Origin of the sequence: Qipengyuania huizhouensis, assembly GCF_019711635.1 — a bacterium.
Lineage (GTDB): Bacteria > Pseudomonadota > Alphaproteobacteria > Sphingomonadales > Sphingomonadaceae > Qipengyuania > Qipengyuania huizhouensis.
The window spans coordinates 183,936-209,656 of record NZ_JAIGNT010000002.1 but is presented as its reverse complement, the minus strand read 5'-3'; the positions used below and the strand labels follow the sequence as shown (position 1 = coordinate 209,656).

General features: G+C 62.7%; 25 protein-coding genes. 7 read left to right on the top strand and 18 right to left on the bottom strand.

The annotated features are described in order from the left end of the window. Position 1 precedes the first annotated feature (1 nt). From K3180_RS03505 to K3180_RS03490, 4 genes are read left to right on the top strand one after another with little or no spacing between them, the layout of a single operon-like run. Entirely contained in the window at positions 2–442 is a 441-nt protein-coding gene (locus K3180_RS03505) for a protein tyrosine phosphatase family protein (protein ID WP_221538283.1), read from the top strand. Then, the gene (locus K3180_RS03500; protein ID WP_221538282.1) at positions 443–838 is read left to right on the top strand and encodes a hypothetical protein; all 396 of its coding nucleotides are present in this window, start codon (positions 443–445) and stop codon (positions 836–838) included. It begins immediately after the preceding gene. Between the two features lie 7 nt (positions 839–845). Next, positions 846–1,790, top strand: a complete 945-nt coding sequence (locus K3180_RS03495) for a sterol desaturase family protein (protein WP_221538281.1) — start codon at positions 846–848, stop codon at positions 1,788–1,790. A 24-nt stretch (positions 1,791–1,814) separates the two neighbouring features. Beyond that, entirely contained in the window at positions 1,815–3,398 is a 1,584-nt protein-coding gene (locus tag K3180_RS03490) for a GMC family oxidoreductase (protein ID WP_221538280.1), read from the top strand. A gap of 92 nt (positions 3,399–3,490) precedes the next feature. Here the strand turns inward: K3180_RS03490 and K3180_RS03485 are convergent, their stop codons facing one another. The 13 genes from K3180_RS03485 to K3180_RS03425 form a co-directional block, all read right to left on the bottom strand. Then, positions 3,491–5,872: a TonB-dependent receptor gene (locus tag K3180_RS03485; protein WP_425594515.1), complete on the bottom strand. Its 2,382-nt coding sequence runs from the start codon at positions 5,870–5,872 to the stop codon at positions 3,491–3,493. A gap of 287 nt (positions 5,873–6,159) precedes the next feature. After that, entirely contained in the window at positions 6,160–7,500 is a 1,341-nt protein-coding gene (locus tag K3180_RS03480) for an ammonium transporter (RefSeq protein ID WP_221538279.1), read from the bottom strand. Between the two features lie 17 nt (positions 7,501–7,517). Then, positions 7,518–7,856, bottom strand: coding sequence for a P-II family nitrogen regulator (locus K3180_RS03475; RefSeq protein WP_221538278.1), 339 nt, complete (start codon positions 7,854–7,856; stop codon positions 7,518–7,520). A 145-nt stretch (positions 7,857–8,001) separates the two neighbouring features. After that, complete coding sequence (locus K3180_RS03470; protein WP_221538277.1) at positions 8,002–8,703, bottom strand: endonuclease/exonuclease/phosphatase family protein; 702 nt, start codon at positions 8,701–8,703, stop codon at positions 8,002–8,004. 42 nt (positions 8,704–8,745) lie between these two features. Then, positions 8,746–9,615 (bottom strand): alpha/beta fold hydrolase, encoded by an 870-nt coding sequence (locus K3180_RS03465; RefSeq protein ID WP_221538276.1) that lies wholly within the window; start codon positions 9,613–9,615, stop codon positions 8,746–8,748. A gap of 37 nt (positions 9,616–9,652) precedes the next feature. Beyond that, entirely contained in the window at positions 9,653–11,176 is a 1,524-nt protein-coding gene (locus K3180_RS03460) for a peptide chain release factor 3 (protein WP_221538275.1), read from the bottom strand. Positions 11,177–11,296: 120 nt separating this feature from the next. Continuing rightward, positions 11,297–12,046: an SDR family NAD(P)-dependent oxidoreductase gene (locus K3180_RS03455; protein ID WP_221538274.1), complete on the bottom strand. Its 750-nt coding sequence runs from the start codon at positions 12,044–12,046 to the stop codon at positions 11,297–11,299. Then, entirely contained in the window at positions 12,043–14,433 is a 2,391-nt protein-coding gene (gene pheT / locus K3180_RS03450; RefSeq protein ID WP_221538273.1) for a phenylalanine--tRNA ligase subunit beta, read from the bottom strand. Before pheT ends, K3180_RS03455 begins: the two co-directional genes overlap by 4 nt. Further along, entirely contained in the window at positions 14,430–15,566 is a 1,137-nt protein-coding gene (pheS, locus tag K3180_RS03445; protein WP_221538272.1) for a phenylalanine--tRNA ligase subunit alpha, read from the bottom strand. The genes pheT and pheS overlap by 4 nt, the downstream gene beginning before the upstream one ends. A 128-nt stretch (positions 15,567–15,694) precedes the next feature. Continuing rightward, positions 15,695–16,630, bottom strand: coding sequence for an AraC family transcriptional regulator (locus K3180_RS03440; protein WP_221538271.1), 936 nt, complete (start codon positions 16,628–16,630; stop codon positions 15,695–15,697). A gap of 107 nt (positions 16,631–16,737) precedes the next feature. Beyond that, a complete protein-coding gene (rplT, locus tag K3180_RS03435; protein ID WP_006834668.1) occupies positions 16,738–17,097 on the bottom strand; it encodes a 50S ribosomal protein L20 in 360 nt (119 codons plus the stop codon). A gap of 25 nt (positions 17,098–17,122) precedes the next feature. Then, positions 17,123–17,326, bottom strand: a complete 204-nt coding sequence (rpmI, locus tag K3180_RS03430; protein ID WP_160727701.1) for a 50S ribosomal protein L35 — start codon at positions 17,324–17,326, stop codon at positions 17,123–17,125. 120 nt (positions 17,327–17,446) lie between these two features. Beyond that, positions 17,447–18,199 carry an SDR family oxidoreductase gene (locus K3180_RS03425; protein ID WP_221538270.1) on the bottom strand — a complete coding sequence of 251 codons (753 nt, stop codon included), beginning with the start codon at positions 18,197–18,199 and terminating at the stop codon, positions 17,447–17,449. Positions 18,200–18,282: 83 nt separating this feature from the next. Here K3180_RS03425 and K3180_RS03420 point away from each other — a divergent pair, with 83 nt between their 5' ends. After that, positions 18,283–19,287 carry an SRPBCC family protein gene (locus K3180_RS03420; protein ID WP_221538269.1) on the top strand — a complete coding sequence of 335 codons (1,005 nt, stop codon included), beginning with the start codon at positions 18,283–18,285 and terminating at the stop codon, positions 19,285–19,287. An 89-nt stretch (positions 19,288–19,376) separates the two neighbouring features. On the opposite strand, the gene hisN is transcribed toward K3180_RS03420, so the two are convergent. Next, a complete protein-coding gene (hisN, locus tag K3180_RS03415) occupies positions 19,377–20,156 on the bottom strand; it encodes a histidinol-phosphatase (RefSeq protein WP_221538268.1) in 780 nt (259 codons plus the stop codon). Positions 20,157–20,305: 149 nt separating this feature from the next. Between hisN and K3180_RS03410 the strand changes: the two genes are divergently transcribed. After that, complete coding sequence (locus tag K3180_RS03410) at positions 20,306–21,241, top strand: helix-turn-helix domain-containing protein (protein ID WP_221538267.1); 936 nt, start codon at positions 20,306–20,308, stop codon at positions 21,239–21,241. A 7-nt stretch (positions 21,242–21,248) separates the two neighbouring features. Here K3180_RS03410 and K3180_RS03405 read toward each other — a convergent pair whose 3' ends face one another. Beyond that, positions 21,249–22,184 (bottom strand): ribose-phosphate pyrophosphokinase, encoded by a 936-nt coding sequence (locus K3180_RS03405; protein ID WP_221538266.1) that lies wholly within the window; start codon positions 22,182–22,184, stop codon positions 21,249–21,251. A gap of 88 nt (positions 22,185–22,272) precedes the next feature. After that, positions 22,273–23,247 (bottom strand): class II fructose-bisphosphatase, encoded by a 975-nt coding sequence (gene glpX, locus K3180_RS03400; RefSeq protein WP_221538265.1) that lies wholly within the window; start codon positions 23,245–23,247, stop codon positions 22,273–22,275. A gap of 191 nt (positions 23,248–23,438) precedes the next feature. Here glpX and K3180_RS03395 point away from each other — a divergent pair, with 191 nt between their 5' ends. Continuing rightward, on the top strand, positions 23,439–23,969 hold the full coding sequence (locus K3180_RS03395) for a hypothetical protein (protein ID WP_221538264.1): 531 nt from the start codon (positions 23,439–23,441) through the stop codon (positions 23,967–23,969). Here K3180_RS03395 and K3180_RS03390 read toward each other — a convergent pair. Beyond that, on the bottom strand, positions 23,923–25,230 hold the full coding sequence (locus K3180_RS03390; protein ID WP_221538263.1) for a homoserine dehydrogenase: 1,308 nt from the start codon (positions 25,228–25,230) through the stop codon (positions 23,923–23,925). The genes K3180_RS03395 and K3180_RS03390 overlap by 47 nt on opposite strands. After that, positions 25,223–25,639, bottom strand: coding sequence for an acyl-CoA thioesterase (locus K3180_RS03385; RefSeq protein WP_221538262.1), 417 nt, complete (start codon positions 25,637–25,639; stop codon positions 25,223–25,225). Before K3180_RS03385 ends, K3180_RS03390 begins: the two co-directional genes overlap by 8 nt. Positions 25,640–25,721: the final 82 nt, after the last annotated feature.

Sequence of the window (25,721 nt, the reverse complement as noted above, 5' to 3'; positions counted from 1 at the left end):
GATGACCCAGTTCAAACCGATATCAGACATGCTGCTCGCCTCCGGCCAGATCCAACCGGGCGACGTCGAGTGCGCCAAGGCGGAAGGCGTGACGCTGATCGTCAACAATCGGCCCGATGGCGAAGAATCTGGCCAGCCTGAAGGCCGCGAGATCGAAGAGGCGGCCCGGCAGGCAGGGATCGACTATACTGCGATACCCGTCGGCTCTGCCGGTTTCAGCCTGCCGCAAGTCGATGCCATGGCCGCGGCCATCGGCAGTGCCGAGGGCAAGGTGCTGGCCTTTTGCCGCACCGGTACGCGCTCGACGCTGCTATGGGCGATGACACAGGCCAAGGCCGGCCGCGATGTGGAAACGATCGCGCAGCAGGCGCAGGCGGCGGGCTACGACATCTCTCCGGTCCGGTCGACGCTGGAGATGCTGAGCCAGCAATCCGGCGATTGAGTGCAGGACCAGCTGCTCCAGTTCCTCGGCTCGCTGGCGGCAATCCTGCTGCTCGCGGGCGTGGCCTGGTGGCTCAAGCTCGGGCCCGAACGCAGGCTCAACAGCGAAGACGAGGCGCGCCGCGCAGCCGCGGAAGCAGCCGACGGTTTCGAGGCAAAGGATCTGGCGCTCGATGCGGAAGGCCGTGCCGCGCTACTGCGCGATGCCGGGGGACGCATCATGCTGCTGAGGCCGCACGGAACGCATTTCGCCGCCCGCATCCTGACCCCGGCAGCCACTGCACGGATCGAGAGCAACACGCTCGTCGTCGACACAGCGGAGCGGCGTTATGGCGGCGCGGCCCTGCGCATTGCCGAACCACAAGCTTGGGTTAAGCGGATCGAGGCTATAAAGTAGCGCGACGATGCCCGATTTTTCGCCCACCCAATATGCCGTGCCCGGTTTCGTGGCGCTGGTCCTGATCGAGATGATCTGGGCCTGGCGCCGGAACCGCCATGCCTATGAACCGAAGGACACGCTCACCAGCCTGGCCTTCGGACTCGGCAGCACGGTTTCGGGCCTGCTGTTCGGCGGACTGTTCTTCGCGCTCTACCTCTTCCTGTGGGAATTCCGGCTGTTCGACATCGGCTGGGCATGGTGGGCATGGATCGCCTGCTTCGTGCTCGACGATCTCAAATACTACTGGGTCCACCGTTTCGGCCACCGCGTGCGCTGGTTCTGGGCCAGCCATGTGAACCACCATTCGAGCCAGCATTACAACCTCTCGACCGCGCTGCGGCAGACCTGGACCGGATTCCTGACGCTGGGTTTCCTGTTTGCGCTGCCGCTGGTGCTGCTCGGTTTCCACCCGGCGATGATCGCGATCTGCGGCGGCTTTAACCTCATCTACCAGTTCTGGATCCATACCGAGGCGATCGGCCGCATGCCGCGCTGGTTCGAAGCGGTGATGAACACGCCCAGCCACCACCGCGTCCACCACGCCACCAACCCGCGCTATCTCGACCGCAACTATGCCGGTGTCTTCATCGTGTGGGACAAAATGTTCGGCACTTTCGAGCCGGAGAGGGACGACGAGAAGATCCGTTATGGCATCGTCAAGCAGCTCGGCAGCTTCAACCTGCTGTGGGCCGTGTTCCACGAATGGATCGGCATCGCGCAGGACATGTGGCACGCACCGTGGAAGCACAAGCTGTCCTACCTCATCCGCGAACCCGGCTGGACGCATGACGGCAGCCGCGAGACGAGCGACCAGATCCGGGCCGCATGGCTGGAGCGGCAGGGTCATGTCGCGCCCCAAGAACCGGTTGCATCTCAAAACCCGATTGCAGGCGACGCAGAGCCTGCCTAACCTCTCGAATCGAGAGGAGAATACATGGACGAGTTTGATATTGTCGTTGTCGGCGGCGGCAGCGGGGGCAGCGCCGTGGCCGGCAGGCTGGCGGAAGCGGGGAAAAGCGTGTGCCTGCTGGAGGCGGGAGGCCGCAACAATGGCATGCGGATCACGATGCCGGGAATGCTGGCCATCCCCAATCCCGCGGCCAATTACATGTATGAAACGGTGCCGCAAAAAGGGCTGAACGGGCGCGCCGGGTACCAGCCGCGCGGCAAGGGCCTGGGCGGATCATCGGCCATCAACGCGATGATCTACATCCGCGGCAACAAGTGGGATTACGACAATTGGGCCGCGCTCGGCTGTACCGGCTGGGGGTTTGACGATGTCCTGCCCTATTTCAAACGTGCCGAACACAATGTCCGCGGCGAAGACGCCTATCACGGCGACGATGGTCCGCTGTGGGTGAGCGACCAGAAATGGGCGAACCCCGGCAGCCATGCTTTCGTCGAAGCGGCTGCCGAACTCCAGCTTCCGCGCAATGCCGATTTCAACGGCGGGAAGCAGGAAGGTTTCGGCCTCTACCAGGTGACGCAGAAGGACGGCGAACGCTGGTCCGCTGCGCGCGCCTATGTCGAACCGCAACGCGGGTCGAAGAACCTCGACGTCCGCATCGGCGTGACGGTGCAGAAGCTCGAAATCGAGGATGGCCGCGTCACCGGGGTCACCTATTCGGCGGGCAAGCGGACGCGGACCGTCAGGGCCCGAGGCGGCGTGGTGCTGTCGGCGGGCGCCTTCAATTCGCCCCAGATCCTGATGCTGTCGGGCATCGGTCCCGGCGCGCATCTGAAGGAACACGGCATCGATGTCGTGGTCGACAAGCCTGCAGTCGGTTCGGACCTGCAGGACCATATCGATTATGTTTCGAGCTGGCAGACCGAGAGCAAGGATTTCATCGGTTCAAGCCTGGCGGGCAATGTCCGGATGGCCAAGGCGATCATCGAACATCGGCGTAAGCGCACCGGCATCATGACCACCCCCTATGCCGAGGCCGGGGGATTCTGGAAGGTCATGCCCGATGCGCCCGCACCGGACGTCCAATGGCACTTCGTCCCCGCAATGCTGGAAGATCACGGGCGCACCAAGGTCAAGGGCCACGGCTTCTCGCTCCATGCCTGCGTGCTGCGTCCGGAAAGCCGCGGCACGGTGAGGCTGGCGAGCCGGAATGCCGAAGATGCACCGCGCATCGATCCGAACTTCCTCGATGACGAGCGGGATCTGGCGACCTTGCGCGAAGGCGTGCGCCTGTCGCACCGCATCGTGGCTTCCCCCGCGCTGCAGGCCTATGATCCGCAGGACCGCTATCTGGTCGACCTCGACGACGATGCGCAGCTCGACGAACTGATCCGCAGCCGCGCGGATACGGTTTATCACCCCGTCGGCACCTGCCGCATGGGCGCGGACGAGAGCGACGTGGTCGATCCGAAGCTGAAGGCCCGCGGCGTGGACGGGCTGTGGATTGCCGACGCTTCGATCATGCCGCGGCTCGTATCGGGCAACACCAACGCGCCCAGCATCATGATCGGCGAACGCTGCGCCGATTTCGTAAAGCAGGCTCTGGCTTGACAGCGATCCGCGTGGACTGATCTCGTCAGTCAATGAAAAAGGGGCCGGAAGCTTGCGCCACCGGCCCCGGCCCTCCCCCAAGGAAACAGGTATTACCAGCTCTGGCGGACAGTCAGCCCGAAGGTCCTCGGCGTGTTGGTGCGATAGGCGAGCCTCGCACGACCGCCGCGTTCGCGGTCGAAGCTGAGCAATGCGTTCTCGTCCAGCACATTGTTCACATAGACGATGAGCGAGAGCCCGGAGACGAAATCGATCCCTGCGTTCAGGTTCACGATGTCATAGCTCGGCAACAACAGGTCGACTGTGGTCGAGGCATCCGCCGGCGCGCCCAGATAGGGTAGCCCGTGCACGAAGGTGCGCGGGTTGTTTTCCTGGTCGGCTGGCTGCGTATAGCGGTTACCGACGTGGCTCCATGAGCCAGAGAAATAGGCATCGGCGCTATCGCTTACGGGCCATTCGTAACTGCCCGAAGCGGTAAACTGCAGCTTCGGCACCGAAGCCAGGCGATTGCCTTCGCGAATACCGGTTGCGGCTACAAGCGCAGCATCGTCGCTGATGGTGCTGTCGAATTCGGCTTCGATCCAGCTTCCTGAAAGGACGAGATCAAGGCCGGGAACAGGCTCGATGCCCAGTTCCGCCTCGAGGCCCATGGTGTGGGCCTCGGGCACGTTGAAGACCACGCGGGAAGAGCAGCTTCCTGCGTCGAGCGTGACCTGCAGATCGCTGATATCGTTATAGAAGCCCGCGACATTCGCATAGAATCCGCGACCGGTTGCCTTCGCACCGACCTCGTAGTTCCAAAGCGTTTCATCCTCATAGGTCTGAAAACTTCCGAACAGCGCTTCATCCTCCGGCGAACACAATGTGATGTTGAGCGGATCGTTAACCCCGCCGAGGCGGAAGCCCTTCGAGGCCTGTGCATTCACCGTGACCGATTCCGACACGTCGTAGCTCAGCAGCAGGCGGGGGCTGATCCCGTCCGATGCGGTTCGGTCGAAAGCATTATCGCCATTGGCGAAGAGACCGCCGGAATTGAATTCGCGCTCTTCCTTATAGTCATAATAGCGCGCGCCCACCGTCACATCGAATTTGTCGGTCAGCGCATAGGTGCCTTCCCCGAACACTGCGATCTGCTCGAGATCGTAGGGCAGGTCGGCATTGTAGGGAGAATCGAGGTTCGGGAACCCGTTGGAAACTGCTTCCGAAGTTCCGTCGCCCAGAGTGTCGTCAGTCACCGCCGCATAGCCCGGCGTGGGCAGGCGTTGACGATAAAAGCGGTCGGTTTGGGAATAGAAGCCTCCAACCACCCATTCGAACGGCCCGCCTGTATCCGAAGCCAGGCGCACTTCTTGCGTTATGGCCGAAACATCGGTCGTGTCGCGCAGGTTCGCGGGAAGCGCGATTCCTTCATCCGGATAGCCGAGATCGACCGAAACGGAACCGGTCAGGGCGCTCCCATCGCGGCTCACCAGGATGGCGCGATCGGTATAGGAACTCACCGAAGTCAGTACGACCGCGCCAAGGTCGGCCTCCGCCACGAGGTCGACGATCAGCGTTTCGTCTTCGAAAGCCTCGCGCAGTTTCAGATACTGTTCGCGTTCATCGAAAGTAGTCGGATTGGTCTGGTAGGGATTGGCGTAGAGATTGTAGATCTCCTGCCGGTTGAAGCCGTTGGCGCTGACCTTCTGATAGATCAGTCGCGGGGTCAGGCTGAACCCGTCGCCGGTATCGACGCGGAAAGCGAGACGGCCGCCGTAACGCTCGCCATCGTTCACATCCTCGCCGCCTGCCGGGCCGATCGCATTGATGAAGCCGCCGTAGCGCGTGTAATAGCCGACTGCGCGCATGGCCGCCTTGTCGCCGAACGGTATGTTGACTGCTCCCTTGAGATGCCAGCCGAGATCATCGCCATCGACGAGGTTGACGTTACCTTCGACCTGCCCTTCCGCAACGCCGATGACCGGCTGGTTGGTGATGTAGCGGATCGTCCCGCCGACGCTGCCCGAACCGAACAGCGTGCCCTGCGGACCGCGCAGCGTTTCGACGCGGTTGAGATCGAAAAGGTCGAGATCGGGCGTGAAAAGCGAGAGCGAGATGACGGATTCGTCGAGATAGACGCCGACCTGTTCCTTCACGCCCGGCTGATCGCGTACAACCTGACCGGCGGAAACGCCGCGTACCGAAACCTGGCTTTGCCCCGGTCCGAGGTTCTGGACCGACAGGCCCGCGACATTGCGGCTAAGGTCCTCAAGCGTCGCTGCACCGGACTTCTGGATGTCTTCCTGCGTCTGGGCGTTGATCGAGAAGGGAACGTCCTGGATCGCCTGGTCGCGCTTCGTTGCGGTAACGATGATGACCTGGCTGTCGTCTTCGGCTTGCTCGACCTCCTGTGCCGCTACGGGAACGGCGGTCAGGGTCAGCGCGCTACCGGCCAGCAGAGCCGGACGCGTGAAGAAGCGATTGATTTGGCAAATTTTTTTCAAATTCCCCTCCCATTTTCAGGCCCTTAGAGGGCTTCTCCTCATAGAAATGGTGAATCCGAATTTGCGTAAAGACAATCCATGCCCGCTCGCCAGACCAAGATTGTTTAGGAAATGTTACACACGGGACACACCTGCCAAAACCGAAAAAAGGGGCCGGAACTTCGAAAGTCCCGGCCCTGTGGTAGGCTATGTTCGCAGGAGGAACATGGTTGGGCGGGGCCGCCCAAGGAGAGAGAGGAGAGAATGACGGCCCCGCCGAACTCGTGATTTCTGGTTAGTTAGTTGTAGGCGCGCTCCCCATGTTCGGAGATGTCGAGCCCTTCGACTTCGGCCTCTTCGGTGACACGCAGGCCGACCAGTGCCTTGACGATCAAGCCGGCGATCAGCGTACCGATTGCCGCCCAGGCGATCGTCACGAGGACGCTGAAGACCTGGATGCCGAACTGCGTGCCGAGCGCGGTCGAGCCATCGCCGGGCCCGCCGAGGAACGGCTGGTAGACCACCGCCGTACCGATGGCGCCGACGATGCCGCCGATGCCGTGGATGCCGAAAGCGTCGAGGCTGTCGTCATAGCCGAACTTGGCCTTCACCTTGGCGACGAAGAAATAACAGATGGCCGAGCTAAGGATGCCGAGCAGGATGGCGCCGAAGGGGCCGCTGTTGCCTGCTGCCGGAGTGACGGCAACGAGGCCCGCGATCACGCCCGAACAGAAGCCGAGCGCCGATCCCTTGTGACCGGCAAGCCGCTCGATCACCATCCATGCCAGCGCCCCTGCCGCAGTCGCGACGAAGGTGTTGATCATGGCAAGCCCTGCGGAGCCGTCCGCTTCCAGCGCCGAACCGGCGTTGAAACCGAACCAGCCCACCCACAGAAGGCCGGTGCCGACCATGGTCAGCGTCATCGAGTGCGGCATCATGGGCTCCTGCGGCCAGCCGCGGCGCTTGCCGAGGAGATAGGCCAGCACGAGACCGGAGACACCGGCATTGATGTGCACCACGGTGCCGCCTGCAAAATCGAGCGCGCCGTCTTCGAACAGCAGCCCGCCGCCGGCCCAGACCATATGCGCGATCGGGAAATAGACGATGGTCAGCCAGATCGGCACGAAGGCCATCACCGCACCGAACTTCATGCGTTCTGCCGTCGCGCCCAGGATCAGCGCGGCGGTGATCGCGGCGAAGGTCATCTGGAAGCTGATGAAGACGTATTTGCTGATCACCTCGTCGGTGAAGGTGGCCGCCGTGCTGCTCGCATCGGTGCCGGCAAGGAAATAGCTCCCCCCGCTGATGAACAGGCCCAGCGTGCCTTCATAGGTGGTGTCCCCGAAGGCGAGCGAATAGCCCCACATCACCCAGATGATCATCGCCAGCGCGGCGGTGGCGCCGATCTGGGTCATGGTGGAAAGCATGTTCTTCGACCGGGTCAGGCCGCCATAGAACAATGCGAGCCCCGGCAGGATCATGAGCAGGACGAGGACCGTCGCGGTCATCATCCAGGCATTGTTGCCGGGATTGGGAACGGCAGCCGCAACTTCGGCGGCCTCCTGCGCATGGGCGGCAGTAGCGGTGAAGAGCGCGGCAGTCGCCGTGGCGGCGGTGCGCATGAAATTAGGCATGGTCATGATGTCCCTCCAAGGCGTCACAGCGCGGTTTCGCCGGTTTCGCCGGTGCGGATGCGGGTGGCGCTGGCTAGGTCGAAAACGAAGATCTTGCCGTCGCCGATCGCTGCGGTGCTGGCGGTTTGCTGGATCGTCTCGATCACCTGCGCCGCGAGATCGTCGGCAACCGCGATTTCGAGCTTCACCTTGGGCAGCATATTGGTCGAATATTCGGCCCCGCGATAAATCTCGGTCTGGCCCTTCTGCCGTCCGAAGCCCTTGACTTCGGTAACGGTCATTCCGGCCACCCCAATCCCGCCTAGGGCCTCGCGGACCTCGTCGAGCTTGAACGGCTTGATGACTGCGATGATGAATTTCACGCTTTCACCCCTCTTGCTAAGCGCACCGGCCCAAACACCGGCTTTCGCACATGCAGCAAAAGCCGTGCCAATCAGGCGGAAGACGGGAAAATGCGCAATTTCGGTTTAGTGGGGATGTTTTATTGCCTAAATAATAGGCGTGTGGTTATTTATTAATCAGCTCTAGCGTCGCCACGACCGGAAGATGGTCGGAGGCAATGGCGGACAGGCCGGTATGGTGCACCCTGGACTCGACGCACTTCCAATGGGTGCTCGCCACAATGCGGTCGAGCGCGGCGACCGGCTGGCGCGAGGGGTAGCTTTTGCCCGGGGTCACGACCGCCCAGCGATCGGCGAACTCGCGCATGGCCCCGGTCGCCCTGCCCCACTGGTTGAAATCCCCCATGATGACCGAGGGCAGGTTGCGCGAACAACCGTCCACGAAGCCGCATAGCGAGCGGATCTGGTCGCGCCGTCTCAGCCCGGACAGGTCGAGATGCGTACCGATGATGCGGATGCGCTGGCCTTCGACCGTGATCTCGCCGCACGCCGCGCCGCGCGGCTCGAGCGTGGGGAGGTCGAGCGGCTCGGCGTCATGCACCTCGAACTTGCGCCGCACGAGCAGGGCATTGCCGTGCCACCCGATGCTGCGCGGACGCTTCGCCACCTCGACCAGCCGCCAGGGCGAATCGTCGATCTCGGCGCGGGGGATGCAGGTTTCGCGCGCGCCGATCCGGCGGTCCGCCTCCTGCAGCGCGATGATATCGGCGTCGACTTCGTGCAGGACCGAAAGGATGCGCTCCGGATCGCGCTTGCGATCGAGCCCCACGGCCTTGTGGATATTATAGCTGGCGAAGGTCAGGCGCACATGGGTCTCAATGCATGATCCCCGCCGCTTGTGCCGCGAGACCTACAGAAATTCCCGGATCGTCGCCATGAAGCGATCGAACTGGTCGTGGTGGAGCCAGTGGCCGGCGTTTTCGAACTCGATCACCTGCGCATTGGCGAAGTGATCCAGCCGCCCGTCGCCTTCGGGGTTGGAGGCCCAGCTGTCCGCCCCGTACAGCAGCAGCGTCGGCGCGGTGATCGCCGCCCAGGTCTGATGGAGGAATTCGTCGGCGATATCCTCGACCGGCCAGACGTTGAGATGCGGATCGAACTTCCAGCTATAGGTACCGTCCTCGTTCCGGTTCACCCCGTGAATGGTGAGGTGGCGCGCCTGATCTTCGGTGAGATAGCTGTTCTCCTCGATCATGCGGGCGAAGGCGGCTTCGATGCTTTCGTATTTGCGCGGGGTCCGACCGGCCGCCTTGCGCTTCTGCCCGATCCACTCGTTGAGCCGCTCGGGATAGCTTTTCTCGCGCATCTCCGCCTGCCGCTTGGGGCTGGGCCCCAGCCCTTCGATGGCGACGATCTTCTTCACCATGTCGGGGAAGGTCCCGGCATAGCGGAGCGAGACGTTGCCGCCCATCGAATGGCTGACGATGGTCACCGGGCCGACGCCCAGCTGGTGGACCAGCTGCGCCAGGTCATAGACCATGTCGTTCGCTTGGTAATTGCCGTCGCTCACCCAGTCGGAATCGCCGTGGCCACGGTGGTCCATCGCCACCACGTGCCAGTCCTCGCGCAATTCCTCCGCCACCCAGTCCCAGCTACGCGCATGGTCGCGCCCGCCATGGACGAGCACCAGCGGCGGCTTTCCGCGATTGCCCCAGTCGAGGTAGTTGAGCCGCAGGCGCTGCGAAATGAAGGTCTGTGAGGTCGGGCCGGGAATGGTCATGCGCGGCCTTTGCTTGAACCCCGCGCCGGATTCAACCTCAACGCTCCTTCGTGGCCGAAAAGGCGAGGTCCGGGTTCTTCTCTTCCTGGTAATTCACGTCCCACGGGCTTTTCGCCATGAAGACGAGATCGCCATCGCGGTCCTTGGCGAGGTTCGTCAGGTTGAACTTCTCGAACTCGGCCAGCGCCTTGTCGTCGCCCTTGATCCAGCGCGCGGTGGCGAAGGGAGAAGCCTCCAGCTTCGCCTCGACCTTGTATTCGGCGGAGAGGCGCGAAATCAGCACGTCGAGCTGCAGCTGGCCCACCACGCCGATAATCCACTGCCCGCCGAGCTGCGGATAGAAGACCTGGATCACGCCCTCTTCGGACAGGTCGTCGAGCGCCTTCCTGAGCTGCTTCGTCTTGGTCGGATCGACCAGCGCGACGCGGCGCAGGATTTCCGGCGCGAAGTTGGGCAGGCCGGTGAAGCGGGTCTGGTTCTTCTCGCTCAGCGTATCGCCCACGCGCAGCGTGCCGTGGTTGGGAATGCCGATAATGTCGCCCGGCTCGGCGGTGTCGGCCACTTCGCGGTCCTGCGCAAAGAACAGGATCGGCGAATGGATCGCGACCGGCTTGCCGAGGCCGCTGGGCGTCAGCTTCATGCCGCGTTTGAAGGTGCCCGACACCTGCCGCATGAAGGCGATGCGGTCACGGTGATTGGGGTCCATATTGGCCTGCACCTTGAAGATGAAGCCGGTCACCTCGTCGCGGTCCGGGCTGATCTGCTCCTCGCCCGCGGGCTGCGGACGCGGCGGCGGGGCGTATTTCGCGATCGCCTCGATCAGTTCGGTCACACCGAAGCCCTTCAGCGCCGATCCGAAATAGACCGGGGTGAGATCGCCATTGCGATAGGCTTCGAGGTCGAATTCCGGATAACCGATCTGCGCCAGCTCGATATTCTCGGCCACGGCTTCGGGCAGGTCGAAATTCGCCACGCGCTTGCCCTTGAATTCCTTCGACGGGCCTTCGGGCACCACCACGTCGCCCGAAGCGAAATCGAGAATGCCCTGGAATTCGCCGCCCATGCCCACGGGATACATCTGCGGGCTGACATCGAGCGCCAGCATGTCGGCGATCTCGTCGAGCAGTTCGAAGACCGGGCGCCCTTCGCGGTCGACCTTGTTGACGAAGGTGATGATCGGCACGCTGCGCAAGCGGCAGACCTCGAACAGCTTGCGCGTCTGCGGCTCGATGCCCTTGGCCGCGTCGATCACCATGATGGCCGAATCGACCGCAGTCAGCGTCCGGTAGGTGTCTTCGGAGAAATCCTCGTGCCCCGGCGTGTCGAGCAGGTTGAAGGTGATACCCTCACGCTCGAAGGTCATCACGCTGGAGGTGACCGAGATGCCGCGCTGCTGCTCGATCTTCATCCAGTCGGACCGCGCCCGCCGCGCCTGCCCGCGCGCCTTGACCTCGCCCGCAAGATGGATCGCGCCGCCGGTCAGCAGCAGCTTCTCGGTCAGCGTGGTCTTACCCGCGTCGGGGTGCGAGATGATGGCGAATGTGCGGCGGTCTGAGGTCATGAGATTTTTCTATCTATCCCGTTCGGGCTGAGCTTGTCGAAGCCCTGTCCTTCACTTCCGCCGCCGCTCCTGAAAGAAGAAGGGCGGCCCTTCGACAGGCTCAGGGCGAACGGCTGGAGGTCAGGGTTCCCGCGCAACCTGGAAACCGGCGTAGCTCTGGCTCACCGGCATCAGTTCGAGCGTGTTGATATTGAGGTGCGGGGGCAGTTCGGCCACCCAGCGGATCGTTTCGGCAATGTCCCCGGCGGTCATGGGATCGGCACCGCCATAAAGCTTCTCATGCGCCTCGGCATTGCCGCCGGTCCGCACAAGCGTGAATTCCGTCTCGACCATGCCCGGCTCTATCGAACACACGCGCACGCCGGTGCCGTGGAGATCGCTGCGCAGCCCCAGCGTGAACTGGCGCACGAAGGCCTTGGTCCCGCCATAGACGTTGCCGCCCGTATAGGGATAATTCGCCGCCACGGAGGACAGGTTCACGATCGCGCCCTTGCGTTCGATCAGGACCGGCAGCAGCTTGTGGGTCAGCGAAACCAGCGCCGTGACATTGGTTTCGATCATGGTCTTCCAGTCGGCCAGATCGCTGTCCTGCGCCGGACTGGTGCCGAGCGCGAGACCGGCATTGTTCACCAGCAGGTCGATCCCCGCAAAGGCATCGGGCAATGCATCGAGCGCCGCATCGCGCGCGGCCTCGTCGGTCACGTCGAAACAGGCCGCGTGAACCTTGTCCGGCCCCAGCTCGTCCACCAGCGCATCGAGCCGTTCCTTGCGCCGCCCGGTCGCCACGCAGCGCCAGCCGCTCCCGACCAGCGTGCGGACGGTCGCTTCGCCGATTCCGGCAGTTGCGCCTGTGACCAGTGCCGTCCTCATCCGCGCAGCTCCGCACCCTGCTTGGCAGCGTTCCCCACCACACGGTCGGAAATCGCCTTGATCTCCTCGTCGGTGAAGCTCTTGTCGCCCGGCTGGAGGATGACCTCGACCGCGACCGACTTCTTGCCTTCGGGTACACCCTGCCCGGCGAACACGTCGAACACGCGCGCATCGACCACGGCCTTCTTGTCCGCACCGCGCACCGCCTTGACGAGATCGCCCGCCGCAAGGTCCGCAGGGACGAGGAAGGCGAAATCGCGCGTGACCGCCTGCAGCGCCGGGGGCGCATAGGCAGCGCGGGCGAACCCGCCGCCGCTCTTCTTTGCAGGGATGGCATCGAGAAAGATCTCGGCCGCCATTACCGGCCCGTCGACGTCGAAGGCCCGGCAGGTATTCGGGTGTAGTGCACCGAAGCGGGCGAGGACGTTCTTGGGGCCGAGCCGCAGCGTGGCCGACTGGCCGGGATGGAACTGGTCGCCCGCCTCGCCCATCACCATGAGATTGGCAACGGGCGCGCCTGCCGCTTCGAGCAGCGCCACGGCTTCTGCCTTCGCGTCATAGGCATCGAATGGCTGCGCTTTCCCGTGCGCCCAGCCGCGTTGCATTTTCTCGCCCGAGAGCACGACGCCGAGCGTCGGTTTCTCGTCGCTCGCACCGTCCGCCCCGCGGAAATAGCGCCGACCGATCTCGAACAGGCGCGCACCGTCCGCGCCCCGGTCGGCATTGCGCTTGGCGGCGGAGAGCAGGCCGGGAATGAGCGAGGGCCGCATCACCTTCATGTCTTCGCTGATCGGGTTTTCGAGCACCCATAGCTCGGCCCCGTCGGCGAAATACCCGGCTTCGGCAGCGGGAAGGAAGGACCAGGTTATCGCCTCGTTGAGGCCGCGTGCGGCAGCTGCACGGCGCAGCTTGCGCTCCATCGCCTGCATCGGCGTCGCGGTCGGCAGTGCCACGCCCGGGCGGCGCGGCAGCGGCGTGCTGGCGACATTGTCGATGCCGTGGATGCGGACGACCTCTTCCACCAGGTCGGCAGGGCCTTCGATGTCGTGGCGGCGGGGGGGACAGGTCACCACCCAGTCGTCCGAAACCTTGAAATCCAGCGATTCGAGAATGGCCCGCTGCTCGTCATTCGCCACGTCGAGACCGCCAAGGCGCGCGGTAAGGCTGGGGTCGAAGGTAAGCGACTTGGCCTCGGCAGGCGGAGTGCCGGCACGGACAGCTTCGGTGGGTTCTCCGCCGCAGGTCTTCGTGATCAGGCTGGTCAGGATTGCGAGACCGTCGTCAAGAAACTCCGGATCGACGCCGCGCTCGAAGCGTGTGCGCGCATCGGAAGCGAGGCCCAGCTTGCGGCCGGTCACGCCGATCCGCTCGGGATCGAAATAGGCGATTTCGAGGAGGACGTCGGTCGTCTCCTCGCTTGCACCCGAATGGGCACCGCCCATGATGCCCGCAATATCGTGGACGCCCTTGTCGTCGGCGATCACGGTCATCGTGCTGTCGAGCGTATAGGTCTTCTCGTTCAGCGCATCGAAGGTCTCGCCGTCACCGGCGTGCCGCGCGACCATTGCGCCCGACAGCTTGGCGAGGTCATAGACATGCGCCGGGCGCCCGAAAGCGAGCATGAGATAGTTGGTTGCATCGACCAGCGCCGAAATCGGCCGCTGGCCCGCCGCGATCAGGCGGCGCTGCATCCATTCCGGACTGCTGCCGTTCTTCACCCCGCGAATGACCCGGCCATAGAATGCCGGACAGCCTTCGGGATCGTCGATGCGGATTTCCACCGGGCAATCGCCCTTGGCGGCGATGTCCGAGATCTCGATCGGCCTGAACGTGCCGAGCCCTGCCGCCGCAAGATCGCGGGCGATGCCCATCACGCCCATGCAATCGGGGCGGTTCGGGGTGATCGCCACGTCGAACACGGGGGAGGCTTCGTGATACTCAGCCATGCCCATGCCGACCGGCGCATCCTCGGGCAGCTCGATAATGCCGTCCTGCTCGTCGCCCAGTTCGAGCTCGCGCACGGAGCACATCATGCCGTTGGATTCGACGCCGCGGATCGCGCTCTTGCGCAGCTCCATGCCATTGGCAGGAACCACCGCGCCGGGCAGGCCGAGCACGCCCTTCATGCCAGCGCGTGCATTGGGCGCGCCGCAGACGACCTGCAGCGGATCGCCCTCACCGGTATCGACGGTCAGCACCTGGAGCTTGTCGGCATCGGGATGCGGCGAAGCCGTCAGCACCCTGGCGACCCGGAAGCCCTGGAGCTTTTCGGCCGGGTCCTCGATCCCTTCGACTTCGTGACCGATGCGATTGAGCGCAGCCGCGATGTCCGCCACGCTGGCATCGGTGTCGAGGAAGTACTTCAGCCATTCGAGCGAGAACTTCATGCGCCTGCTCCCACACCGGCGGAAAGGGTCGGCTGGTCGAAGGGCGAGAAGCCGTAATGGTCGAGCCAGCGCTGGTCGCCGTCGAAGAAGACGCGCAAATCGTCCATCCCGTATTTGAGCATGGCGAGCCGGTCGACGCCGACGCCGAATGCGAAGCCCTGCCATTCGTCCGGATCGAGCCCGGCAAACTCGAGCACGCGGGCATTGACCATGCCGCTGCCGAGCAATTCCATCCAGCCATGACCCGGCGCATCGCCGTCCCCGCCCAGGACCTTGCGGCCATTCACATCTTCCCAGCCCACGTCGACCTCGACGCTGGGTTCGGTGAACGGGAAATAGGAGGGCCGCAGCCGCAGCACGATATCGTCGCGCTCGAAGAAGGCCTTGAGAAAGGTTTCCAGCGTCCACTTGAGATGGCCGAGGTGGATACCCTTGTCGACCACGAGGCCTTCGATCTGGTGGAACATCGGCGTATGCGTCGCGTCGCTGTCGGAGCGATAGACCCGGCCCGGAGCGATGATGCGGATGGGTGCGCCCTGCTCTTTCATGGAGCGGATCTGCACCGGCGAGGTGTGCGTGCGCAGCAGCATGCGCCGGGTGTTCGGCGCGCTGTTCGCGGCCGTATCAGGCGCTTCATTCGCACCCTCCGCCGAACAGTAGAACGTGTCGTGCATCGCGCGGGCCGGGTGGGTTTCGGCCATGTTGAGCGCGGTGAAATTGTGCCAGTCGTCCTCGATTTCCGGGCCGGTCGCGACCGAGAAGCCGAGGTCCGCGAAGATCTCCGCCAGCTCGTCCATCACCTGGCTCACCGGATGCACGCTGCCGCGCGGGGCCGTAGGTGACGGCAAGGTCAGATCCAACGTTTCGGACGCCAGCTTGCGCTCGAGCTCCTCAGCCTCGAAAGCCTCCTTGCGCGCCGCAATCGCATCGGCAACGGCAGTGCGCGCACTCTGGATCTTGGGTGCCTGCTCCTGCCGCTCCTCGGGCGACATCTTGCCCAAAGTCTTCATCAGCGCGGAAATCGAACCCTGCTTGCCCAGATATTCGATACGCAGCGCCTCAAGCGCCCCGGCGTCGCTCGCCCCTTCGATGCGTTGGAGCGCATCCTCTTGCATTGTCGGCAGATCGGTCATGAAACTCTCGAGATAGGTCCTTGCGCGCTGCCTCTAGCGGCATAGGCAGGAATCCTAAAGCCCTGTGTGAAACCTGCGAGAACCTTCAGGGCCGGTGGTGCGAATTCCGTCGCTGGAAAAGCGATCGCTCATTCCCGCTCCGGTGAAACTTCTCTTCGAGGCTCGGGCAGGTCCGTGGAACGGGGCGGGTCGAGCGTCTGCACCGGCGAACCCCAGACACGCTGGCGTTCAGCCATGAAGGCATCGAGGATCGGGTGTTCCATGCGTGCATACTGGCTCGGGCTCATACCCATGAAACTGTGAAATTCGTGCACGAAATGGGCCTGGTCATGATAGTGCCGATCGATCGTTTCCGACCAGCTTTTCATGTCTGCCAGCATGAAAGCCGCCAGGCTGCGCATCATTCTCTGGCGGCGCAGCAACAGCTGTGGCGGAAAGCCGAAATGACGCCCGCAGACGCGTTCCAGCGTCCGCTTCGTAAGCCCCACCCGCTCCGCCAGAGTGGCGACTTCGATCAGGTATGGATCGATCATTGCCTCGTGGATAGCAAGTATTCGAGCCGCATCTTTGGGCGGTGGTGCCAACTCCCTGAAAAACTCGGTGATGGCGGAAAATTCGTCCTCGTCCGATCCGCTTGATGCGCATAGTTTCTTACACAGGGGCGCAAATCGGGCGAAGCAGTGGTGGGCTTCGCCATCGAAAATCGTATCTGCGTAATCCTCGGCGGGCTCTTGCACGTATCGCGCCCACCCCAATGGCAACAGGCCTATGCCCCACATGCTGCAGGAACCCATTTCGAAACGCATGGGATGCGAACTGGGCCCTGTCGCCGTAAACCGGGCGCTGAGACTTTGGCCGTCCCCAACCGTGGCGCTCGGCGGATTGCGCATGAAGAACCGCAAATTCGCCCATTCGGGCTGGAGGTGATCTGTGACCCTCCGACCTTGCGGAAGAACAACCTCCATTTTGTAGAAAGTGGTGAAGCACGGCGCGAGATCATCGGGCGGCGCAAAGAACCTGACGTTTACCTGCTGTCTCAATCCGTGCTTTTCGAGAACCCTCATCGGCTCACCTTAGCCGAGAATGGAGATTCGTTCCAAACAGACTGACAAGAAAACGGGCGCCTCCCGAGTTGAGTGGCGCCCGTTTGCTTTGAATCAGTTGGCCTTGATCAGGCAGGCAGAGCTTTCTTCGCCTGGTCGATGATCGCCTTGAAGGCCGCGCCTTCGTTCATGGCGAGATCGGCCATTACCTTGCGGTCCAGTTCGATACCGGCCAGCTTGGTGCCGTGCATGAACTGCGAATAGGTCAGGCCTTCGGCGCGGACCGCAGCATTGATGCGCTGGATCCAGAGAGCGCGGAAATTGCGCTTCTTAACCTTACGGTCGCGATAAGCGTACTGGCCGGCCTTTTCGACGGCCTGACGAGCGACACGGATGGTATTCTTGCGGCGACCGCGATAGCCCTTGGCCTGGTCTAGGAGCCGCTTGTGCTTCTGGCGTGTAGTAACGCCGCGTTTAATGCGAGGCATATCAGTTTCTCCTTAAGTATCGCGATCAGTCGAGGCCGTAAGGCGCCCACTTTTTCACCGTCTTCGTGTCGGCTTCCGACAGGACAGAGGTGCCGCGGTTCTGGCGGATATACTTCGCATTGTGGCTGATCAGGCGGTGGCGTTTACCGGCCACACCGTGCTTGATCTTGCCGGTTGCGGTGATCTTGAAGCGTTTCTTCACACCGCTCTTGGTCTTCAGCTTGGGCATTTTCATCTCCTTTGTCAGAGACACGTCCGGACCAGCCCTGGCAGCCCTTGTCGCCAGGCCGGCTGAGAATCACGTGTCGGTGAAGGCGCGCGAAATAGCGGTTTTGCGCCAGGATGCAAGTCAGAAGTGGGTTACGTAGCCGCCGTCGACGAACAGCGTATGTCCGGTGATGTACGAAGCCTCGGGTGAAGCAAGGAAGGCGACAGGGCCTGCAATCTCGTCGGGCGTTGCCCATCGACCGAGCGAAGTGCGGCGGGCGAGATGCTTGGAAATATCGGGCGTTCCGGTAAACCAACCCCTATTGGTTTCCGTAAGCACGAAGCCCGGCGCTACGGCGTTGACCGTGATGCCATCGGCCCCGAGCTCGGCGGCAAGCGATCGCGTCACGCCGGTCAGCGCAGCCTTGCTCGCAGTGTAGGAAGCATCCCCGCGGGCGATCTCGGAGGCAATCGAAGTGATGTTTATGATTCGTCCGTAGCCACGCGCCCGCATCAACGGCACAGAACGGCGCGCAAGATCGAAAGGCGCGACGAGATTGCTGTCGAGCAGGCGGGCGATGTCGCTGCGCGCAATTTTTTCGAAAGAGCGCCGATCACGCTCCCCCACATTGTTGACGAGGATGTCTATGCCCTGCACGGCCAATTCCTCGAACGCTTTCACGGTGGCGGCTTCATCGGTAATATCGAAGACCAAGGGATGTGCTTGCTCGCCGATATGGGCAACAGCTTCGGACAAGGCTGCTGCATCGCGTCCGTTGAGCCAGACGCGCGCGCCAGCTTCCGCCAGCCGTTTGGCGATAGCAAGCCCCAAACCACGCGCCGCGCCCGTCACCAGCGCGATCCGTCCATCAAGGGTTCTGCATTTTCCCACCATGCTGCGCGGTTAACCGCTTCCCGCCCCGACTTCCAGCCCGCGCGCAGTTGCTCTTGACCGCCTTTGCAGTAGAACCAAGCGCAATGGACGAGAGCGAGGTCCCAAAATCGGGTTACGACTGGAGCGGCGCTGGCATGCGCTGGATGGCAGGCATGCTGGCGCTGGCTGCCTATGCGTTGGCTGGATATGCACTCGTCGACCTCGTTCGGCCTGACGCCGGCTATTTTTCCGTCAGCTTCGCTATCCTCCAGCCGGCCGTACTCTGCGCGTTTGCCGCCTGGATGGGAGATCCACACTTCCGGCGGGAGAGCCGCTACTATTTACGCGTACCGGCCTATTTGATGATCGGGATGTGGGCGATCTCGATTCCGGTCCTGAAGGAAGGCACGATCTGCGTGATCATGCTTTCGCCCATCTGGCTCGCAAGCGGCGCGGCCGGTACGCTTCTGCTTCGCCGGATGCGCAGGAAATTGGGAGATGGTGCCCCGGCGAACCGGATGCACGCGCTGGGCATCGCGGCTCTGCCTCTCGTCATCTTTCCTCTCGAGATGGCTCTGCCCACACCGGAAGCAGATTACCGCGTCGAACGAAGCGTCATCATCGATGCATCTCCCAAGGCGATCTGGCCGCTGATGCGGGGTATGAAGCGCATCGCGGAAGACGAAGGCGCGTTCAATTTTTCCCAGGATATTGCGGGTCTTCCTCGCCCGCTGGAGGCAGAGCTCGAAGGCGAAGGCGTTGGCGCTCGCCGCGAAGGATTCTGGGAAAAGGGAATTCGCTTCGCAGAAGTCGTCGACAGATGGGAAGTGCATCGCGAAATCGGATGGGTGTTCGACTTTGGCGACAGCGCGGGCTGGGAGTTCACGGACGCACATCTCAACCCGGGAAGTAAGCACATGCAGATCCGTCGCGGTGGCTACCGCCTAGAAAGACTGGCCGGCGGAAAACAGCGCCTCACGCTTCACACGGACTATACAGCCCGTACTCACCTCAACTCCTATGCCGCCCTGTGGGGCGAGCTGTTCTTGGGTGATATCTCGGAAAACCTGCTCGAAACGATCCGCCAAAGGGCCGAGGCTCAATCTTAGCAGAGTATCTTTACGGTCATCCCCATCGTTTCCTGACACTAGGCATATCTGCAAGGTTGTCCATTCGCTGCACGCGCCGTGTCGCGAGATTACGTCAGGTTCATGGCCTCAAGGACATCCTCGAGCCGTGCCGGATCACCGATGGCCAGAGCATTGCCGTTGCTTTCGGCGTGGAGCGGCTCCCCTGCCCAGTCGCACATGATCCCGCCCGCACCTTCGACCACCGGGGCAAGCGCTGCGAAGTCGTGGAGCTTGAGTCCGGCTTCGCAGACCACATCGACATAGCCGCTAGCGACAAGGCCATAATTATAGCAATCGCCACCATAGATGATCTTGCGCTCCGCCACCGCTTTCGCAAGGCCCATGAAGTGGTCGGCCTCCTGGTCGGAAAACTGGTGCGGGGTGGTGGTCGCGAGCACTGCATTCGCGAGTTCTCGGCAGGCTGCGCTGCGCACCGGCTTGCCATTGAACGTAGTTCCTTCGCCCGTGCGGCCAGCCCAGCGCTCCTTCGCGATCGGCTGGTCGATGATGCCGAGGACGGGAAAGCCATCCTGCATCAGGGCAATCAGCGTCCCGAAGATCGGCCGTCCGGCGATGAAGCTGGTGGTTCCGTCGATCGGGTCCAGCACCCACTGACGCCCGGCACCTTCGTTACGTGTCCCGTATTCTTCACCGATGATGCCATCGTCGGGCCGATCAGCTTCGATTATGGCACGCATAGCCGCTTCCGCAGCACGGTCCGCTTCCGTTACGAAGCTGCGGTCAGACTTCTGCTCCTCCCCCCAGTCCCCGCGAAACATGGGGCGGATCACCTCGGCCGCAGCATCTGCAAGACGGTGAGCGAGATCGAAGTCGGATCGTGAAGTCATGGCGGCGCATTTGACAGGATTGCGGTTCTGGTCAAGAGAGTCGGCAGGGACTTCACCCTTCGGGTCGCACTGAAGGGAAGCTACCGATCGACAGGGAACAGGGCAATAACTCCCCACCGGGGAAGGGGCGGGATTCTGCGCGTGGATTCGTGTCAACGACCGGATCAACGCCGGAGGGACTTCCGCTCGCCTTCAACCGCAATCCCTGTGATCCGCTCAAGCCCTGGATAACGCGGATCGGCGTGACGTCTGTGACGCTTCCCGAAGGTCAGTCGATCGAATGCGGCACCTTCGGAGAACATCCGATCATGCGGATGATTTACGGCTCGCGCTGGACGGCGCAGACTGCCGATGGGCTGCAGGAGTTCTCCCCGGGAGAGCGAGGCCTTGCCCTGTTCTTCGGACCTTGCACCAAGATGATGCGCCTGAAAGCCCACGGCACGTTTCGGGTCGTAACAATCAATTTCGCTCCCGGAGCGATCCAGGGGTTGGACTTGCCCCCGATCGAACAATTGAACGATCGAATCCTTCCCATCGACTGTTTCACTCATGAAGCCTCTCCTGCAGAGACATACTCTCCTCAGACCGACGTTTCAGCCTGGCTCGCTTCTGCAGAGAACCAGTTGCAGCGCGATGTGAAGCGCGCGGAACTCCCTCCACCGAATCCTCTGCTTCGCGAGTTCGAGACATTGTGCCTCACAGATCCCGGCGCATCACTTGATCGCTTTGCGAAAGCCAATGGAATAGCCCGCCGTACACTCGAGCGGATCGTCAATCGCGATCTGGGCGTGTCACCCCGCTTCGCCATGCGGCGTGCCAGGGCACTCGATATGGCGGCGGCTTTGCTGAAAGTAGCGAGCAGGGAGGAGGAGCCGGAAATTGCCCTTCGCTATTTCGATCAGTCTCATGTCACGCGCGAGATGCGCCAGCTGTTCGACACGACACCCGGTCGTCTCAAGAAGGGGAGCCACCCTCTGCTGCTGATTACGATGGAAATCCGCCAGTCGCGGCGGCTCGATGCGATTGCGCGTCTATCGAGTGACGAACCGCGCCCCTGGCGCGACCCAGCGGCCGAGCCGCAGTAACCCCGTATCAGTCGAAGAGAGAACTGACCGAGCTTTCGTCCGCGATCCGGCGCACGGCCTCACCGATCAGTGGAGCGATGGTGAGGATGCGCACCTTGGTCGAGTCCTTGGCCGCATCGGTCGGGCGGATGGAATCGGTAATTACGAGTTCCTTCAGCGAAGAGCCGTCCACCCGCGCCACCGCTCCGCCCGAAAGCACGCCGTGGGTGATATAGGCCGCGACCGAAGCGGCGCCCTGGTCGAGCAAAGCCTGTGCCGCATTGCAAAGCGTGCCCCCCGAATCGACGATGTCGTCGATCAGGATGCAGTGCCGGCCTTTAACTTCGCCGATGATGTTCATCACCTCGCTCTCGCCCGGCCGGTCGCGGCGCTTGTCGACGATTGCCAGCGGCGCATTATCGAGCCGCTTGGCGAGCGCACGTGCACGAACCACGCCGCCAACGTCGGGGCTGACGACCATGAGGTCCTGATCGCCGTAACGCGCCTGGATGTCGGCTGCCATCACGGGCGCGGCGAACAGGTTGTCGGTCGGGATATCGAAGAAGCCCTGGATCTGGCCTGCGTGCAGATCGACCGCGAGCACACGGTCGGCCCCTGCCTCGGTAATCAGGTTGGCGACCAGCTTGGCCGAGATCGGGGTGCGGGGCCCTGGCTTTCGGTCCTGCCGAGCATAACCGAAATAGGGGACCACCGCGGTAATGCGCCGCGCCGACGCGCGCTTGAGCGCGTCGATGCAGATGAGCAGTTCCATGAGATTGTCGTTCGCCGGGTAGCTGGTCGACTGGACCACGAACACGTCCTCGCCGCGCACGTTTTCATGTATTTCAACGAAGATTTCCTCGTCGGCAAAACGACGTACGCCAGCATCGACCAGTGGCATTTCGAGGTAGGCCGCGATCGCCCGGGCGAGCGGCAGGTTCGAATTGGCGGCCATGATCTTCATGCTTGCGATTCCCGTGTCGGCTGGCTGTCAGTCCCGCCTAGCCGAGCGTCATGGGATTGCAACATCGAAGGGCGCAGTTTTGCGCCGCTTATCCGACGCGGTGCTCACCCTTGATCCAGCGAACCGTCCCGCTCGAAGCGCGCATAACCACGCTCTCGGTGGTCATCTTTCCGCCGCGACGGTACTTGACGCCTTCGAGCAGCGAGCCCGAAGTCACGCCCGTCGCGGCGAAGATGCAATCGCCCTTTACCAGATCATCACGCGTGTAGATCCGATCGAGATCCGTGATACCCCACTTGGCAGCGCGTGCCTTTTCGTCCTCGTTGCGGAACACCAGACGGCCATTGAATTGCCCGCCCACACAGCGGAGCGCGGCAGCCGCCAGCACACCTTCGGGTGCGCCGCCCTGGCCCATGTACATGTCGATGGTGGTGTCTTCATCGGTAACGGCGATCACTCCGGCCACATCGCCATCGCCGATCAGGACCACGCCGCAGCCCAGTGCGCGCAGTTCGGCGATCAAATCGGCATGACGCGGGCGGTCGAGCACGCAAACGATGATGTCGGAAGGCTCGACGCCCTTGGCCGCAGCTACGGCCTTCACATTCTCTGTCGGTGACTTGGCAAGATCAATGATGCCATCGGGATAGCCCGGGCCCACCGCCAGCTTGTCCATGTAAACGTCCGGCGCGTTGAGCAGGCAGCCTTCGGCGCTGGCCGCGAGGACAGCCAGGGAGTTGGGTCCTGCCTTGGCGGTGATCGTGGTTCCTTCCAGCGGATCGAGGGCGATGTCGATTTTCGGCCCCTTGCCGGGCGCGCCGCCTACCTTTTCGCCAATGAAGAGCATCGGTGCTTCGTCGCGCTCGCCCTCGCCGATCACCACCGTTCCGTCTATTTCGAGCGTATCGAATGCCTTGCGCATGGCCTCCACCGCGGCAGCGTCGGCGGCCTTCTCGTCGCCCCGGCCGATCAGCTTTGAGGCAGCCACCGCTGCAGCTTCGGTCACGCGGACCATTTCGAGTACGAGAACACGGTCGAGAGGATTGGAGGCAGGCGAGTTCATCGAGAGTTCAGTCCTTGAAGCCAGAGGTGCCGCTGCGCGGATGTCTTGCTGCGAATTCGTATGCAGGAGGCCGTTAGACAGGGAGCTTACGATTGTCGAGACGCAGGCTGAGACTTCTGGCTGGCCTCGTCGTTTGCTCGCAGGCCATATCCGGCAGCGCGCAAGAATCGCTCGGGCCGCAGAGAGGAACCATGCCCGAAAGGATCGATATTCTGATCGAGCCACAGACCGAAAGCGATGAAGTCTACGAGGATTGCGAAGAAGATCAGGACGCCGCGACTATCACTGGCGAGATTATCGTATGTCGGCGGCGCTCCGAGGACGAGAACCGCCTTTACGACAAGGAGGGAGCGGAGCGCAGGCATGCCCAGCGGACACAAGGCCCGCAACCGGTCGATGTAGCTGGAGGAGGCATTTTTCGGGGCCAACCAACCGTGTCCGGGCTATGTTTCATTCCGCCCTGCCCGAAGGATCCTGTCTACATGGTCGACTTCGACGAATTGCCTGAAACACCACCCGGTTCCGATGCGGACAGGGTCGCGCGCGGACTCGCACCGCGAGGCAATCAGGTCGGAACTGCAGACGTGGTACAGATTGCCGGAGAGCCGCAGCAGCAAAGCAATGCGAAAGAACTGGGTTTGCCTCCCCCTTTGGAAGCGGCGCAGGACGGCAGCATCAATCCTTCAGGATCGGCATCACCAGAGGCGGAGCCGTCAGATTAGGCGATCCTTCGAGTAGTTCGAGAGCCTTACTGACGCAATTTTCCGGACCGTCATGCGTGACCATCGCCACCTGCACCTCGCCCCCATCCTTGTCGCGTCCGTGCTGGATCAGACTCTCGATCGAAACGTCCGCATCACGCATGGCAGCCGTCAGTTCCGCCAGTACGCCCGTGCGATCGGCTACGGTAAAACGCAGATAGTCGCGGCCCACACGATCCCCCGGATCGGCCGGCGCGCATTGCACAAGCGCGCCGCTAGGCACGGAAAACGGTGCGCCGCTCTGGCCGCGGGCGATATCGATTAAATCCGCGACGACCGCGCTCGCCGTCGGCTTGTCCCCTGCCCCGGCGCCCTGGAACAGCAGGCGCCCCGAAAAATCGCCCTCCGCGACCACGGCATTGGTCGGGCCGGTTACAGCCGCCAGCGGATGGCGGAACGGGACGAGACAGGGCCGTACACGTTGCAGTAGGCGCCGTTCCTCCCCTTCCCCGAACAAAGAGGCGATGCCCACCAGCCGGACGACATAACCCAGCGCATCGGCCTGCGCGATATCGCTGGCGCGCACTTGGGTAATACCCTCGGTCCGCACCGCATCGAAATCGATCCGCGTGCCGAATCCGATCGCCGCAAGGATGGCCAGCTTATGAGCGGCATCGATACCTCCTATGTCGAAGGCAGGATCGGCCTCGGCAAAGCCCTGGTCCTGCGCCGCTTGGAGCATCTCGTCGAAATCGGCACCCGTTCGCTCCATCTCGGACAGGACGTAATTGCAGGTGCCGTTGAGGATGCCGTAAATTCTCGTCAAAGCATTGGCTGCCGTGCCTTCACGCAAGCTCTTCACCACCGGAATGCCGCCCGCGACCGCCGCTTCGAAGGCGAAAGGGGAATTCTTTATCGCGGCCAGTTCGGCGAGTTCCAGTCCGTGATGCGCGACCATCGCCTTGTTCGCGGTGACGAGACCTTTGCCGGCATCGAGCGCGGCACGTGCGAGTGTGAGCGCCGGACCGTCCGACCCGCCAACAAGTTCGAGCACGACGTCGACGTCGGAACGCATCGCCATTGCCTGCATGTCGTCCACCCAGGCATAGGACGACAAATCTATCCCGCGATCCTTGCCTCGTTCCCTTGCCGATATGGCTACGACTTCAATCGGTCGTCCGGCGCGCGCCGCGATCATTTCACGATTGGTCTCGATCAGGCGGATGACGCCTATGCCCACCGTGCCGAGCCCCGCGATGGCTATCCGGAGCGGTTCAGCCATTGACCGTCTCCCTTGCCGGAAAGCCGCACGCCTGCCGCATTCCGTCAGGAACAGGCGAGGGTCGGCCTTCGGGCAGGTCAACATGGACCGTCAGAAGCCGAATTTCGGCACGCAATGAGCCGTCCTCCGCACCGTGCAGGGTAACAAGCGTCCGCATACTCGAGTTGCCGATAGCCTCGACGGTCAGCCGACCTTCGATCAGTTCCTCGAGCCGGATCGGCGCGAGATAATCGACTTCCGCGCGCCGAACATGGAATTCGGCATCTACGGGTAGTCCGCGCTCGCGTGCGTCACGGAAAAACTCGCTCACCAGAACATCGGCATATTCGAGATAGCGGGAGTTGAAGACCACGCTCTGCGGATCGACTTCTGCGTATCGGACGCGAAAGGTATGGCGAAAAGGTTTCATGCCGGGTCGCCTAGCGCATTGAGACTGCCCGCGTGAACCAGTTTGTCTTTTCACGCACTAAGCTACGTGTGCAGCAATGCCT

Bases quoted from the DNA above. Each gene is read 5' to 3' on its own strand.
- K3180_RS03505 (WP_221538283.1), top strand. From the start codon at position 2: ATGACCCAGTTCAAACCGATATCAGACATGCTGCTCGCCTCCGGCCAG.
- K3180_RS03495 (WP_221538281.1), top strand. From the start codon at position 846: ATGCCCGATTTTTCGCCCACCCAATATGCCGTGCCCGGTTTCGTGGCG.
- K3180_RS03490 (WP_221538280.1), top strand. From the start codon at position 1,815: ATGGACGAGTTTGATATTGTCGTTGTCGGCGGCGGCAGCGGGGGCAGC.
- K3180_RS03480 (WP_221538279.1), bottom strand. From the start codon at position 7,500: ATGACCATGCCTAATTTCATGCGCACCGCCGCCACGGCGACTGCCGCG.
- K3180_RS03465 (WP_221538276.1), bottom strand. From the start codon at position 9,615: ATGACCATTCCCGGCCCGACCTCACAGACCTTCATTTCGCAGCGCCTG.
- K3180_RS03460 (WP_221538275.1), bottom strand. From the start codon at position 11,176: ATGACCTCAGACCGCCGCACATTCGCCATCATCTCGCACCCCGACGCG.
- K3180_RS03455 (WP_221538274.1), bottom strand. From the start codon at position 12,046: ATGAGGACGGCACTGGTCACAGGCGCAACTGCCGGAATCGGCGAAGCG.
- pheT (WP_221538273.1), bottom strand. From the start codon at position 14,433: ATGAAGTTCTCGCTCGAATGGCTGAAGTACTTCCTCGACACCGATGCC.
- pheS (WP_221538272.1), bottom strand. From the start codon at position 15,566: ATGACCGATCTGCCGACAATGCAAGAGGATGCGCTCCAACGCATCGAA.
- K3180_RS03440 (WP_221538271.1), bottom strand. From the start codon at position 16,630: ATGAGGGTTCTCGAAAAGCACGGATTGAGACAGCAGGTAAACGTCAGG.
- rplT (WP_006834668.1), bottom strand. From the start codon at position 17,097: ATGCCTCGCATTAAACGCGGCGTTACTACACGCCAGAAGCACAAGCGG.
- rpmI (WP_160727701.1), bottom strand. From the start codon at position 17,326: ATGCCCAAGCTGAAGACCAAGAGCGGTGTGAAGAAACGCTTCAAGATC.
- K3180_RS03425 (WP_221538270.1), bottom strand. From the start codon at position 18,199: ATGGTGGGAAAATGCAGAACCCTTGATGGACGGATCGCGCTGGTGACG.
- K3180_RS03420 (WP_221538269.1), top strand. From the start codon at position 18,283: ATGGACGAGAGCGAGGTCCCAAAATCGGGTTACGACTGGAGCGGCGCT.
- hisN (WP_221538268.1), bottom strand. From the start codon at position 20,156: ATGACTTCACGATCCGACTTCGATCTCGCTCACCGTCTTGCAGATGCT.
- K3180_RS03405 (WP_221538266.1), bottom strand. From the start codon at position 22,184: ATGAAGATCATGGCCGCCAATTCGAACCTGCCGCTCGCCCGGGCGATC.
- glpX (WP_221538265.1), bottom strand. From the start codon at position 23,247: ATGAACTCGCCTGCCTCCAATCCTCTCGACCGTGTTCTCGTACTCGAA.
- K3180_RS03395 (WP_221538264.1), top strand. From the start codon at position 23,439: ATGCCCGAAAGGATCGATATTCTGATCGAGCCACAGACCGAAAGCGAT.
- K3180_RS03390 (WP_221538263.1), bottom strand. From the start codon at position 25,230: ATGGCTGAACCGCTCCGGATAGCCATCGCGGGGCTCGGCACGGTGGGC.
- K3180_RS03385 (WP_221538262.1), bottom strand. From the start codon at position 25,639: ATGAAACCTTTTCGCCATACCTTTCGCGTCCGATACGCAGAAGTCGAT.